The sequence below is a fragment of the Streptomyces bugieae genome (assembly GCF_036352915.1).
In the GTDB taxonomy this organism is placed as follows: Bacteria; Actinomycetota; Actinomycetes; order Streptomycetales; family Streptomycetaceae; genus Streptomyces; species Streptomyces endophytica.
In genome coordinates, this window is record NZ_JAZBJP010000056.1 from 1 (window position 1) to 13,514 (window position 13,514).

The 13,514-nt window shown below is 75.6% G+C and carries 9 protein-coding genes; 3 read left to right on the plus strand and 6 right to left on the minus strand.

The window, feature by feature from the left end; genetic code table 11:
- Positions 1-258: 258 nt before the first annotated feature.
- Entirely contained in the window at positions 259-948 is a 690-nt protein-coding gene (locus V2J85_RS38545) for a GDSL-type esterase/lipase family protein (protein WP_330824182.1), read from the minus strand.
- A 122-nt stretch (positions 949-1,070) separates the two neighbouring features.
- On the opposite strand from V2J85_RS38545, the gene V2J85_RS38550 reads away from it, so the two are divergent.
- The gene (locus V2J85_RS38550) at positions 1,071-2,084 is read left to right on the plus strand and encodes a hypothetical protein (RefSeq protein WP_330824183.1); all 1,014 of its coding nucleotides are present in this window, start codon (positions 1,071-1,073) and stop codon (positions 2,082-2,084) included.
- 25 nt (positions 2,085-2,109) lie between these two features.
- On the opposite strand, the gene V2J85_RS38555 is transcribed toward V2J85_RS38550, so the two are convergent.
- The 3 genes from V2J85_RS38555 to V2J85_RS38565 form a co-directional block, all read right to left on the minus strand.
- Positions 2,110-2,520 carry a PPOX class F420-dependent oxidoreductase gene (locus V2J85_RS38555; RefSeq protein WP_261956177.1) on the minus strand — a complete coding sequence of 137 codons (411 nt, stop codon included), beginning with the start codon at positions 2,518-2,520 and terminating at the stop codon, positions 2,110-2,112.
- 177 nt (positions 2,521-2,697) lie between these two features.
- Positions 2,698-3,816 (minus strand): phosphoserine transaminase, encoded by a 1,119-nt coding sequence (gene serC / locus V2J85_RS38560; protein WP_201806822.1) that lies wholly within the window; start codon positions 3,814-3,816, stop codon positions 2,698-2,700.
- A gap of 201 nt (positions 3,817-4,017) precedes the next feature.
- Entirely contained in the window at positions 4,018-5,076 is a 1,059-nt protein-coding gene (locus V2J85_RS38565; RefSeq protein WP_330824184.1) for a helix-turn-helix transcriptional regulator, read from the minus strand.
- 54 nt (positions 5,077-5,130) lie between these two features.
- On the opposite strand from V2J85_RS38565, the gene V2J85_RS38570 reads away from it, so the two are divergent.
- Together V2J85_RS38570 and V2J85_RS38575 are read left to right on the plus strand one after the other, a co-directional pair.
- Positions 5,131-6,573, plus strand: a complete 1,443-nt coding sequence (locus tag V2J85_RS38570) for an FAD-binding oxidoreductase (RefSeq protein ID WP_330824185.1) — start codon at positions 5,131-5,133, stop codon at positions 6,571-6,573.
- A 27-nt stretch (positions 6,574-6,600) separates the two neighbouring features.
- On the plus strand, positions 6,601-9,516 hold the full coding sequence (locus V2J85_RS38575) for an FAD-binding and (Fe-S)-binding domain-containing protein (RefSeq protein WP_261956180.1): 2,916 nt from the start codon (positions 6,601-6,603) through the stop codon (positions 9,514-9,516).
- Positions 9,517-9,555: 39 nt separating this feature from the next.
- Here V2J85_RS38575 and V2J85_RS38580 read toward each other — a convergent pair whose 3' ends face one another.
- Both V2J85_RS38580 and V2J85_RS38585 read right to left on the minus strand, forming a co-directional pair.
- Positions 9,556-9,981, minus strand: a complete 426-nt coding sequence (locus V2J85_RS38580; RefSeq protein ID WP_261956181.1) for a VOC family protein — start codon at positions 9,979-9,981, stop codon at positions 9,556-9,558.
- Positions 9,982-10,010: 29 nt separating this feature from the next.
- A complete protein-coding gene (locus V2J85_RS38585; RefSeq protein ID WP_330824186.1) occupies positions 10,011-13,352 on the minus strand; it encodes a sacsin N-terminal ATP-binding-like domain-containing protein in 3,342 nt (1,113 codons plus the stop codon).
- Between the last annotated feature and the right edge of the window lie 162 nt (positions 13,353-13,514).

Below are 13,514 nucleotides of genomic sequence, written 5' to 3' on the forward strand. Positions count from 1 at the left end.
GGGGGTGCAGGTAATGCCCACGAGCCCGCAGGCAACAGACCAGGCCCGCCCCCAACCAGCTAAGAAACTCCCACTCACGGGAGGGGCTGGACCGGAGGACGAAGTCTGGAGGGCCGGCACCGCACCCAAAACACAAACGCCCGCCGCCAGGCGCAACGGCGAACAAGCCCCGCGGCGGGACAGACGGCTACGTGCGGGGCGCCGCAAAGCGCGCAACGGCGAGCAACAACCGCGGCGGGACAGACGGCTACGTGGGGATCAGCCGAGGGGCACCCGATACGTACCCCCGACCCCCCACCCCTGGTGCATCGCGTCGGCGAAGGACGACGCGAGGAGGTGTTCGCCCCGCTCGGAGGGGTGCGTGCCGTCGTAGGTGGCCAGGTCGATGTGCCAGCCCGGTGGTTCGGAGGCCAGCAGCAACGGTGAGGCGGGGGTGGACAGGTCGGCGACGGCCTTCGCCAGGAGCTCGTTGAAGTGTGCGCACTCCGCGCCGAACGCCGGGTCCGCCGCCGCCCGCACGTTGGGGATGACCGGCATCAGCACCGCCCGTAGGTGCGGCGCCGCGGCCCGGGCGCCGGCCACGAACTCGCGGACGTTCTCCGCGGTCTGGGTGGCGTTCGTGTAGAAGCCGAGGTCTATCAGGCCGAGCGAGACCAGCAGGGTGTCGGCGCGGTGGTGGCGGACCGTCTCGCCGATCACCGGCGCCATGTGCAGCCAGCCCTCGCCCCATCCGGCGAGGTGCCCGCGGGCGGACTCGGGGAAGTCCGGGTCGCGGTAGGCGTGCGAGGTGGCGGCGTCCTCGGCCGGGTCGTGGAGCGTCCGGCGCGGCCCGACGATCCGGTACGGGCCGCCGAAGGAGGCGTTCAGGTGCTGCCACATCCGGTATCGCCAGGTGTAATCGCCGGCGCTCCCGATCGTCATCGAGTCGCCGACGAACATGATCCTCATCCGGCCATGATGTCCGAGAACCCCTACTACCGGGTACGTGACGCTGGCCACGCCCGGTGCGCCCGGCCTGCCGCCGGCCTCCCGGGGCCCGCGCCCGGCCCCGCGGATGGCAGTCTGTGCCCATGCGTTCGCTTCTGTGCGCGGCCGGTGCCGCGGGGGCCTTGTGGGTGGGGGCGGTGGCGGTGGTGCCGGCCGCCGCCGATGAGCCGGACGGCTTCACGATCGGCGATCCGCGGATCACCGAGTCCAGCGGCCTGGCCGCCAGCCGCGCGCACCCGGGCATCTACTGGACCCACAACGACAGCGACGACGGCCCCTACGTCTACGCCGTGGACGGCAGAACGGGCCGCACCGTCGCCCGGATCACCCTGCGGGGCATCGGGGCGCCGCGTGACGTGGAGGCGATCTCGCTCGGCCCGGACGGCGACCTCTACCTCGGTGACATCGGCGACAACCTCGGCGGCAGCTGGGACCACGTCTGGATCTACCGCTTCCCCGAGCCGAAGCGGCTGCGGGACGCCACGGTGACCGCGACCCAGTACACCGTGAAGTACGCGGACGGGCCACGGGACGCCGAGGCGCTGATGGTGCATCCCCGGACCGGCCGGGTCTACATCGCCAGCAAGAAGCAGGACGGCGGCGGCGCGCTCTACGAGGGGCCGCGGCAGCTCACCTCCTCCGGGGTCAACACGTTCCGGAAGGTCGCGCCGGCCGACCTGTGGGTGACGGACGGGGCGTTCTCGCCCGACGGCACCCGGCTGGTGCTGCGCGGTTACTTCGGTGCGCGGATCTTCCGCTGGGAGAACGGCCGTCCCAAGGACCTCGGCAGCGTGGGCGTGCCGATGCAGCAGCAGGGCGAGTCGGTCACCTTCACCCCCGACGGGCGGACGCTGATGTACGGCTCGGAGGGCCGGGACAGCGATGTCACGCCGGTGGGCCTGAGCGGCGGCCAGCTGCCGGACTCGGCCCGGGCGGGTGACGGGGAGGACGACGGGAACGCATCCAACTCCCCCTCGGGCAAGGGGAGTTCGGATGGCAAGGACCTCAACCCCAGCTACGCCAAGGGTGCGCTGGTGCTCGCGGTGGCGACGGCTCTGGTCGTGGTGGTGCGCAGGTTGCTGCGGCGGCGCTCGTAGCAGGGGCGCGCCCGGCAGCGGCGTCCTAGGCGGGGCCGTCCGGTGCCGGCCGCAGTTCGTAGTGCAGGGTCCGCTCCCGCTTCAGCCGGTGCAGCAGGGGCACCAACAGGCCGTGGATGAGCGGGTACTTCCGGGTCAGGGAGCGTTCGGCCCGGCGGTATGCGCGGGTCCGCGGGTCCAGCAGGCGTACCCGGGCGTTGACGGTGGGGCCGGTGGGGCGGCCGCGCCAGGTGCACGCGCAGATCTCCACGTCGGGGAAGTTCCGCATCCGCTTGGCCTTGCCGGCGCTGCCGTAGGTGCGGAAGTAGGCGTGGTCCCCGTCGACGGCGAGGTTGACCGGGGTGCCGACGCCGGTGCCGTCCCGCTTGTACGTGGTCAGCAGGACCGCCCCTTGCCGTTCGAAGGGGGCGAGGCCGGGGCTCGGGGGAGTCGTCATGCCCCCATACAGGCATATCCAGGCGGTTTCGTCACTCCGCGATGCCTCCGTACGGGTGGTGCTCCGGCGGCCCGTTCGGGTGGTCGTGCGGTCCGGCGCCGGACGGGCGCCGGGCATACGACCGGCCCCGGCGGTCGCCCGCCGGGGCCGGTGGTGACGTGCGGTGCGAATCCGCCGTTACAGCCGGCCGATGACGTAGTCGATGCAGGCCGTCAGGGCCTCGACGTCCGACGGCTCGATCGCCGGGAACATCGCGATGCGCAGCTGGTTGCGGCCGAGCTTGCGGTAGGGCTCGGTGTCGACGATGCCGTTGGCGCGCAGGACCTTGGCGACGGCGGCGGCGTCGACCTCGTCGGTGAAGTCGATCGTGCCGATGACCTGCGAGCGCTTGGCCGGGTCGGTGACGAACGGGGTGGCGTACTTGGCGTCCTCGGCCCAGCCGTAGAGGGTGCGCGAGGAGGTGGCGGTGCGGCGTACCGCCCAGTCCAGGCCGCCCTGGCCGTTGATCCACTCCAGCTGCTCGTTGAGCAGGAAGAGGGTGGACAGCGCCGGGGTGTTGTACGTCTGGTTCTTGCGGGAGTTGTCGATCGCCGTGGGGAGCGAGAAGAACTCCGGGACGTGGCGGCCGGAGGCGTGGATCCGCTCGGCGCGCTCGATGGCGGCCGGGGAGAACACGCCGATCCACAGGCCGCCGTCGGAGGCGAAGGACTTCTGCGGGGCGAAGTAGTAGACGTCGGTCTCGGCGATGTCGACCGGGAGGCCGCCGGCGCCGGAGGTGGCGTCGACCAGGACGAGGGCGCCCTCGTCGGCGCCCGCCACCCGCTTGATGGGGGCGGCGACACCGGTCGAGGTCTCGTTGTGGGTGAAGCCGTAGACGTCCACGCCCTGCTCGGCCGACGGCTCCGGGTGGCTGCCCGGGTCGGCGGAGATGACGGTGGGCTCGTCCAGCCACGGCGCCAGCTTGGCGGCCTTGGCGAACTTGGAGGAGAACTCACCGAAGGAGAGGTGCTGGGACTTGCGCTCGATCAGGCCGTGCGTCGCGACGTCCCAGAACGCGGTCGAGCCGCCGTTGCCGAGGACGACCTCGTAGCCCTCGGGGAGCTGGAAGAGGTCGCGCACGCCGTCGCGCACCTTGCCGACCAGGTTCTTGACCGGCGCCTGGCGGTGGGACGTGCCGAGGAGGGAACTGCCGGTGGCGGCCAGGGCGGCCAGCGCCTCCGTCCGCACCTTGGAGGGGCCCGCGCCGAAGCGTCCGTCGGCGGGCTTGATGTCAGCGGGAATCTGGATATCAGCCACGGACGAAGCCTAATCCGTCACCGTGCGCGGTCCGGCGGCACGTCCAGACGGTGAGATGGCGGCGCGTCGTCCGTGGACAGGGCGCGGTGCGGCGGGGGCCGGGCGGGGCGGTGCGGACGGGCGGGGCCCCAGGGACGGCAGGGGGCCACGCGGACGGCAGTGGCTGCGCGGACGGCAGTGGGCCACGGCGACGGCACTGCACTACGGGGGCGGCGGGTCGGTGGCGTACAGCGCGGTGATGCCGGCGGCGGCCTCGGCCAGCACCCGGCGGGCCTCGGGCGGGGCGAGCACCTCCAGCGCGTCGCCGAACTGCAGCAGCTGCCGCACGGCGCGCAGCACGGGGAAGGCCAGCTCGATGACGGCCCACTGCTCGTCGTGGTCCACGGCATCCCGGACACCGGCACCGTCCGCCTCCCCGCGCCCGCGCCCGCGCCCGCGCCCGTGCCCGCGCCCGTCCGGGTCACCCGTACGGGGCGGTCCGGTCAGGGCGCCGCCCAGGATCCGTACGGCGAGGTCCAGCCGGTCGCGGCGGATCCGGGCGGTCACCCGGACGTCGGTGGGCCGGTCCTCCACCTGGCGGCGCAGCTGCTGCCAGACCTCGGCCAGCTCCACGCCCGGCCGGCGCCGCACCGGGGCGTCGGTGACGACCGCGGACGCGACCCGGTCGGCCCGGAACAGCTGCGGCCGACCGCGCCGGTCCGCGACGAGGTACCAGGTGCCGGCCTTCGCCACCAGCCCGTAGGGGTCGACGGTGTACGTGCGCAGGCGGGTCTCGCCGCTGTGGCGGTAGCGGATCCGCAGCCGCAGGTCGGTGAAGACGGCGGTCTGCAGCGCGTCCAGGTCGGCCGCCGGGCGGGGGCCGCCGAGCCAGCGGTCCGGGTCGACGAGGATGCGGCGGCCGGTCAGTTCCGCGGCCGGCCGGTGCGGGGCGGGCAGCGCCGCCATCACCTTGCGCAGCGCCGAACCGAGCGCGTCGTCCAGCCCGAGGGCGGTGTGGGCGCCCTGCGCGGCGAGGACGAACAGGGCGCGGGCCTCGTCGCTGGTCATCCCCGTGACGTCGGTGCGGAAGCCGGGCAGCAGGGCGATGCCGCCGTGCCGGCCGCGCTCGGCGTAGACCGGCACGCCGGCCGCGGACAGTGCCTCGACGTCGCGGTAGACGGTGCGGGGGGAGACCTCCAGCCGCTCGGCGAGTTCCCTGGCCGGGACCCGGCCGCGGGTCTGGAGCAGCAGCAGGATCGACAGCAGACGGTCCGACTTCACACCCCGATTTATATATGACGGCGGGTGTCAACTTATCCCGCGAGAGTACGGGGCATGGAGATCAACGACCTCGCCCCGCAGCCCGCCGCACCCGCCCCGACCGCCCGCGACACCGCCGCCCTCGCCCGGGCCGTCCGCGGCCCCGTCCTGCTCCCCGGCGACGACGGGTACGACGCCGAGCGCACCGGCTTCCAGCTGGCGCACCCGCACCGGCCGGCCGTGATCGTCGGGGCGGCGGGCGCCGACGACGTGGTCGCCGCGGTGCGGTTCGCCGGCGCGCACGGCCTGCCGGTCGCCGTCCAGGCCACCGGGCACGGCCTCGCCGCCGGCACCGACGGCGGCCTGCTGATCACCACGAAGCGGATGGCCGGGGTCACGGTCGATCCGGTGGCCCGCACCGCGCGGGTGGCGGCCGGCGCGGTCTGGGGCCAGGTCGTCGAGGCGGCCGCCCCGCACGGACTCGCGCCGCTCAACGGCTCGTCCCCGGGCGTCGGCGTCGTCTCGTACACCCTCGGGGGCGGGGTGGGCGTCCTGGCCCGCACCTACGGCTACGCCGCCGACCACGTCCGCGCCGTCGACCTGGTCACCGCCGACGGCCGGCTGCGCCACCTCACCGCCGAGCGGGACCCCGAGCTGTTCGGGGCGCTGCTCGGCGGTGGCCACGGCCTCGGCGTGGTCACCGCGATGGAGTTCGCGCTGATGCCGGTGGCCCGGCTCTACGGCGGCCAGCTGGTGTTCGGCGCCGAGCACGTCGACGACGTACTGTCCGCGTACCTGCGCTGGACCGGGACCGTGCCCGACGAAATGACCTCGTCCGTCGCCCTGATCGCCTACCCCGATCTGCCGCAGCTGCCCGAGCAGCTGCGCGGCCGGTACCTGGCGCACCTCCGCATCGCGTACACGGGCAGCGCGGAGCGGGGCGAGCAACTGGTGGCGCCGCTGCGGGCGGTGGGCCCGCGGGTCGGTGACGACCTGCGCGAGATGCCGTACGCCGAGTCGCACACCATCCACCGCGACCCCAGCGATCCGCACGCCTACGACGGCGACAACGCGCTGCTCGGCGACCTGGACGCGGCGGCGCTGCGCCGGGTGGCACGGCTCACCGGGCCGGCCGCGCCGACCATGTGCGTGGTGCAGCTCAATCACCTCGGCGGTGCCCTGGCCGCCCCGGCCGGTTCCGGCACCGTCGGCCACCGCGCCGCCCGTTACGCGCTGCGCCTCCTCTCGCCGCTCCAGGGCGACGACCTCGGGACCGTACGGGCCCTGCACGCCGAGGCGCTGGCCGCCGTCGAGCCCTGGCGGCTGGGCCGGAGCGTGAACTTCCTCTTCGGCCGCCACGGGGAGCGGCCGGACGCCGCGGAGGTCGCCCGCAGCGTGCACGACGCCGATGCGCGGCGCCGGCTCGCCGCCCTCATGTCCCGTCTCGATCCGCAGCGCCTCTTCCGCTTCCACCCGGCCGCGGCCGCCACACCGGACGGCCCGCCGGCCGTCGCATGACCCTGCCCCAGTGGGCAGGCTGGAGACATGGCTGAGCGCACGCAGACGGAGCAGCGGAACCTGGCGCGGGAACTGTCGGCCGCGGTGCGGGGGGAGGTCTCGTTCACCGCGGCGGACCGGGCGCTGATGACGATGGACGCGTCCAACTACCGGCGGGTGCCACAGGCGGTGGTCGCCCCCAGGGACGCCGATGATGTCGCCGCGGCACTACGGGTGTGCCGGGAGCACGGCGTGCCCGTGGTGCCGCGCGGCGGCGGGACCAGCATCGCGGGGCAGGCCACCGGCGTCGGTGTGGTCCTGGACTTCACCCGCCACATGCGGCGGATCGTTTCGCTGGACCCGGCGGCGCGTACCGCCGTCGTCCAGCCCGGCGTGGTCCTGGACGACCTGCGGGCGGCGGCCGGCGCCCACGGGCTGACCTTCGGCCCCGACCCGTCCACGCACAGCCGCTGCACGCTCGGCGGCATGATCGGCAACAACGCCTGCGGCTCGCACTCGGTCGCCTGGGGCACCACCGCCGACAACGTCCGCGAACTGGCCCTGCTCACCTACGGCGGCGAGGGCGTACGGGCCGGCCGCGGCACCGACGCGACCGGCGCCCCCACCGGTCTCCCGCCGCGCCTGCGGGACGGCGTGAAGGCCCTCGTCGACCGCGAACTGGCCCTGCTGCGCACCGGCTACCCCGACCTCCCCCGCCGCATCTCCGGCTACGCCCTCGACGCGCTGCTGCCGGAGCGGGGCACCGACCTGGCCCGTGCCCTCACCGGCAGCGAGGGCACCCTCGGCGTGCTGACCGAGGCGACCGTGCGGCTGGTGGAGACCCCCGCGGCCCGGGCGCTCGCCGTCCTCGGCTACCCGGACGAGAGCGCCGCCGCCGAGGCCGCCCACACCCTCCTCGTCCGGCGTCCGTTGACCGTCGAGGGCATGGCCGCCGATCTGGTGGGCGACGCGGCCGGCCTGCCCCGGGGCGGCGCCTGGCTGTTCGTGGAGACGGGCGGTGCGAGCCCGGCGGAGGCGGCGGCCCGGGCCGAGGAGCTGTGCCGGGCGGCGGCCGCGGACGGCAGCACCGACCACACGGTCGTCACCGACCCGGCCGGCCAGCGGACGCTGTGGCGGATCCGCGAGGACGCCTCCGGCACCGCGACCCGTATGCCGGACGGCTCGGAGGCGTGGCCCGGCTGGGAGGACTGCGCCGTCCCGCCCGACCGGCTCGGCCCCTACCTGCAAGACTTCCGCGCCCTGCTGGCGCAGCACGGCCTGCGCGGCACCCCCTACGGCCACTTCGGCGACGGCTGCATCCACATCCGCATCGACTTCGACCTGCTCACCCCGCCCGGCATCCGCCGCTTCCGCGCCTTCTCCCACGACCTGGCCGGACTCGTCGTCGCGCACGGCGGATCGCTCTCCGGCGAACACGGCGACGGGCAGGCCCGCGCCGAGCTCCTGCCGAAGATGTACGGGCCCGAACTGGTCGGTCTCTTCGGCGACTTCAAGACGCTCTGGGACCCGGCCGCCGGCCTCAACCCCGGCATGCTCGTGCGCCCCGCCCGGCTCGACGACAACCTCCGCTTCGCCCCGCTCCCCAGGAAGCCGGTCCCGGTCGCCTTCGGCTACCCGCACGACGGCGGCGACTTCACCGCGGCCGTCCGCCGCTGCGTGGGCGTCGCCAAATGCCGCAACGCCGCGAGCGCCCCCGGCTCCCCGGACGTCATGTGCCCGTCCTTCCGCGCCACCGGCGAGGAGCAGCACTCCACCCGCGGCCGGGCCCGCCTGCTGCACGAGATGCTCGCCGGCGAGGTGCTCACCGACGGCTGGCGGTCCACCGAGGTGCGCGACGCCCTCGACCTGTGCCTGTCCTGCAAGGGCTGCCGCAGCGACTGCCCGGTCGGCGTCGACATGGCCACGTACAAGGCGGAGTTCCTGCACCACCACTACGAGGGCCGGCTGCGCCCCGCCGCCCACTACGCCCTCGGCCGCCTCCCCCAATGGCTGCGCCTCGCGGCCCCCGTGGCGCCCGTCCTCAACGCCCTGTCCCGCGCTCCCCTCGCCGCCACCCTGGCGGGCCGCCTCGCGGGTCTCACCCCGGAGCGGCCGCTGCCGACGCTGGCCACACAGACCTTCACCCGGTGGTGGTGGCAGAGGCGGCGAGGGGAAGGAACGGCAGGATCGGCAGGAAGCGCCCCCGGTCGCACGGTCGTCCTCTGGCCCGACACCTTCACCAACCACCTCGCGCCCCAGGTCGGGCGCGCCGCCGTCCAGGTCCTCGAAGCCGCCGGGCTGCGCCCGTTGCTCCCCCCGACGGCGCCCCCGCGCCCCGGCTTCCGCCTCCGCCGGCACCGCCCCCTGTGCTGCGGCCTGACCTACGTCTCCACCGGCCAGCTCGACCGGGCCCGCCAGGTCATGCGCCGCACCGTCGACGCCCTGTCCCCCGTCCTGCGCCCCGGCCGCCCGCTCGTCGTCCTCGAACCGAGCTGCGCCGCGGCCCTCCGCACCGACCTCCCCGAACTCCTCCCCGACGACCCCCGCGCCGCCCACCTCGCGTCCGCCGTCCGCACCTTCGCCGAGACCCTGGAGCAGTACGCCCCCACCTGGCAGCCGCCACGCCTCGACCGCCCGGTCGCCGGCCAGACCCACTGCCACCAGCACGCGGTCCTCGGCGACGCCGCGGACCGCCGCCTCCGCGACCGCGCCGGGCTCACCGGCCCCCTCTCCGGCGGCTGCTGCGGCCTGGCCGGCAACTTCGGCTACGAACGCGGCCACTACGAGGTGTCGGTCGCCTGCGCCGAGGACCAACTCCTCCCGGCCGTACGCCGGGCCACCCCCGACACGGAGATCCTCGCGGACGGCTTCTCCTGCCGCACCCAGCTCCAGCAGCTCGGCGACCGACCGGGACGGCACCTGGCGGAGGTACTGGCGGAGGGGCTGGGGGACGAGGCCGGCTGAGGGTCCCGGCCGGCGCCTTCGGCACCGGCCGGACGCCCCTCAAGCGATCGGCTGGCCGATCCCGAGGAGGTTGCCCTCACTGTCGTGGAACCAGGCGCCGCGTTCGGCGTGGGCGTGCTTGGTGGGGTAGTTGCCGGGGATGTCGGCGATGCCGTTCTCCGTGCGGAAGCCGGGGACGTCGACCTCGACGAACACCACGCCGCGCCGCCGGAGCAGCGCGACGGTGGTGTCGATGTCGTCGACGACCCAGGCCATCTGGGTGAAGGTGCCGGGGGAGGCGCCGGTGGACCGGAAGACGACGAACTCGGTGTCTCCGCAGCGGTAGAGGAGGCCGCCGGGGCGTTCGTCGACGGGGTCGAGGCCGAGTTTTTCGGAGTAGAAGCGGCGGGCCCGGGCCAGGTCCTGGGCGGGGAGCCTGGTGGCCACCTGGGCCCGGGAAAGAATGTCCGCGTTGTGTTGATTCACTCCTCCACTGTGCACGTTGGCCCGTACCGTCAGTCGAACCAGCGCGCGCGTTCCAGTTCGTCCCCCCGGTCGGGGTCCTCCAGGAGAGCGGCGACCTCGAAGCGGCGGGGCCACTGGCCGGTGGCCCAGGCGAGGCCGGCGGCCACGCCCTCCAGGGTGGCGGCGTGGAGGGTGCCGTCGGGGGTCCAGCGCCAGTCGAGTTCGGTGGTGGCAGCGGGGCCGGCGGCGGTGTCCGGGGCGGCGGTGACGAGGAGTTCCTCGTGCTCGTCGTAGGTGGGCGGGGTGGTGGGGCCGAGGAGGGTGCGGACCGCCGGGGGGACCTCGTGGCGGACGCCCTCGGAGCGGACCTCGGCGGTGACCGCCTCGCACAGCCGGCGCACCTGCAGGAGTTCGGCCAGGTCGGCGGCGCGGGCCGGGCTGACCGGGAGCAGCGCCAGGCCGGTCGCGAGCGGCATCAGGTCGGGGGCGTCGGCGACGACCGCGTCCGCGGCGTCCACCACCCGGACCTCGGTGTCCACCACGGCGCGCAAGGAGTCGGGGAGGGTGACCTGGTCGGGGTCGAGGGTCGCCAGCAGGCCGTGGAGGGCGTGGAGTTGGGCGGCGCCGACGGGGTGGTCCGGGTCGGCGAGCCGGCCGAGGAGTTCCGCGGCGCCGCCGGGTTCGTCGAGGAGGGCGGCGACGGAGGTGCGGACGCCGAGGGCGCGCAGCACCTGGGCGTCGACGTCACCGGCGTCCGCGGATTCGTAGAGGCCGGCCAGCAGCGGGTCGCCGCCGGCCGAGCGCAGCCCGGCGGGGCGGCGGCCGTCCAGGACCGGGTGGCCGCGCAGCCACCAGGCCGTGTAGGGGCGGACGGATTCGGTGGTGCCGTCGGGGAGGAGGACGCGGACCGGGGCGGTCAGCGCGTCGCGCAGCGGCGGCCGGGAGAGCATGGCCAGGACCTCGGGCCAGGCGTCGTCGTCGACCAGGTCGAGGTCGCGGACGGCGACCAGTTCGGTGACGACCGGGGGGACCGGGGTCTCGGGAAGGGTGTCGAGGACGTCCTCGCACCAGACGTCGACGGCGTCGAGCAGGCCGACGTCGTCGGGCTCGGCGAAGTCCGTGTCGCGCGGCTCCATCTCGTCCGGGTCGAGGACGACGTCGGTGGCGCGGACGAGGGCGAAGCCGGCCATGACGCCGACCGCGGTCAGCGGCTGCTCGCCCCAGCGGGCCGCCAGGTCGGCGTCGCAGGCGGGCAGTTCGCCCTCGCGGATGACCCGTTCGAAGTCGCTGCCGGGGTAGACGAGTTCGCCGGCCGGGGCCAGTTCGCCGTCCTCGTCGGGGAGGGCGAGGGCGCCCAGCCAGGGCTCGTCGCCCGGGGCGAGGTTGGCGTCGCGGACCAGGCCGAGGACGGTCTCGGCCAGTTCCTCGGAGCCGAGCGGGCCGCCCGGGCCGGCGCCGCCGAGGTCGTCGTCGGGGAAGAGGTCGTAGGCGTCCTCGTCGGCGTCGAGGGAGTTCGCCACGGCGGCGCGCACCTGGGGCGTGGTCAGCACGGCGCGGGGCGCGGCGGGGGTGGCGCCGAGCTTCTCCAGGAGCGGGTGGACGGCCTCGGGGTGGGCGACCTTCAGGCCGAGCCGGGCGAGGGTGCGGTGCCGGGCGGCGGACCCGCCGTCCTCGTCGGGGCCGCCGCCGGGCAGCGGCAGCAGGACCTGGCGGGGGCCGATGGTGGTGCGTACCGCGCCGTGCGCGCCGGCCGGGCCGGGCGTCGCGGTGCCGGCCAGCGGCACCGGCAGGCCGGTGAGGCGGTCGGGGTCGGTGCCGGCCAGCGCGTCGTAGAGCCGCCACCACCAGCCCGGCGGGCGTTCGACGCCGGCGAGCCGGTCGACCATCTCCCCGAGCGGGACCCGGGTCACGCCCAACGAGCGGAGCTCCGGGCGGCGTTCGAGGCCCGCGGGGAGCAGGCTGGGGAAGAGTTCGGCGAGCACGGCGACGGTCGTGGCGCCGGCGCCCTCCAGCAGTTCGGCCTCGGTGGGCCGCAGGACGTAGCGCGGGGTGTCCGCGGTGCCCTCGGCGTCCCACTCGTCGCGCGGTGCGCCCGCGGGTTCGGGCTCGGGCTGCTCGCCGGCGCCGGTCGCGGTGGCAGCCGGTGCGGCGGCGCTCGGCAGGAAGCGGACCCGCGGCAGCAGATCGAGCACCTGGTGGCGCAGTTCGCCGTCCAGGCCGCCCTTGCCCAGCGGGCCGGGCACCAGGTCGAGGGTGCCGGCGGTCACCGGCTGCCAGCCCGCCAGCAGTTCCGCGTACGCCGCGGCGGCCCGTCCGACCAGGAAGTCCGCGAACGGGCCGGGCGCGACGTGGCGGCGGGTCGGCTCCAGCGGGAAGGAGGCGATGAGCAGGGCGGGCAGGCCCAGCGGCTCGTCGGTGGGCGTCGGGGCGTGCACGACCGGCGCGGTCCGCGGGCGCGCCGGGGCGCCGTCGGCGTCCACCGGCACCGCCCAGGTCACCGACCAGAACGGGCGCAGCCGCTCCTCGACGGGCCGGTCGGCGAGCAGTGCGGGGTCCAGCCGGCCGCTGTCGGACGCCACCCGCCAGCGGGTGGTGCCGCGCTCGCTGTCCTCGACGACGAGGTACGGCCCCTGCCGGGTCTGCCGCAACTCCCGTACCCCTTCGGGGGTTTCGACGATGACCTCGGCCAGGCCGGGGAGAGTGAGCAGCAGCGCGTCGTCGATGCCGGCGAGCAGCCGCTCGGCGAGGTCCTGGGCGGCGCCGTCGCGCAGCGGCAGGACGACGGCGGTGTCGTAGCCCTCGGGTGCGGTGCCCTCGGCGGGCAGCGGGAGCCGGAGCAGCGGTACGTGGCCCTCGCGGCGGCGCAGCTCACCGCCGAGGCCGGGGCTGTGCGCGGCCACGTCCTCGGTCAGCGCGCGGGCCTCGGCCAGCGACCAGCGGACGCCGCCGGTGCGGCCCACGAGTGCCGGTTCGTCGCTGACGGAGAGCACGGCGGCGAAGCCGACGCCGAAGCGGCCGACCGCGCCGGCCGCCACGCTGGCCTCGCGCTTGGCGGAGGCGCGCAGCGTCGAGAGCGATTCGACGCCGGTGGCGTCGATCGGGGCGCCGGTGTTGGAGGCGACGAGGACGGCGGGGGCGTCGCCGTCGGCCGGGTGCAGGGTGAGCCGGAGCCGGCCGGGGACGCCGGCCCGGGCGGCCGCGTCGGCGGCGTTCTGCGCCAGCTCCACGGCGAGGCGGTCGCGGTAGCCGCCGAGCGCGAGGTCCTCCTCCGCGTTGGCGTCCTCCCGGAACCGGGCAGGTGAGGCGGCCCAGGCGTCCAGCACACCGCGCCGCAGCCGAGCCGTCCCGAACGGGTCGCCGGCTGCGCCTCGCACCCACGACGTAGCTGCCACGTCTTCGTCTCCTCTGTGTCCGTCGATTGCCCTGACGGTATCGCCCCACGTTGCCGGCCGCGGCGCCGCGGCCGCCTGCGGCGGGGAGGGGTGGGTTCGGGCCCGTCCGGTGGTGCGCCCCGCCCGGTGGGAGAGGGCAAAGGGGCCGGGTCGGCCGCGGCC

Bases quoted from the DNA above. Each gene is read 5' to 3' on its own strand.
- V2J85_RS38545 (WP_330824182.1), bottom strand. From the start codon at position 948: ATGAGGATCATGTTCGTCGGCGACTCGATGACGATCGGGAGCGCCGGC.
- V2J85_RS38550 (WP_330824183.1), top strand. From the start codon at position 1,071: ATGCGTTCGCTTCTGTGCGCGGCCGGTGCCGCGGGGGCCTTGTGGGTG.
- V2J85_RS38555 (WP_261956177.1), bottom strand. From the start codon at position 2,520: ATGACGACTCCCCCGAGCCCCGGCCTCGCCCCCTTCGAACGGCAAGGG.
- V2J85_RS38570 (WP_330824185.1), top strand. From the start codon at position 5,131: ATGGAGATCAACGACCTCGCCCCGCAGCCCGCCGCACCCGCCCCGACC.
- V2J85_RS38575 (WP_261956180.1), top strand. From the start codon at position 6,601: ATGGCTGAGCGCACGCAGACGGAGCAGCGGAACCTGGCGCGGGAACTG.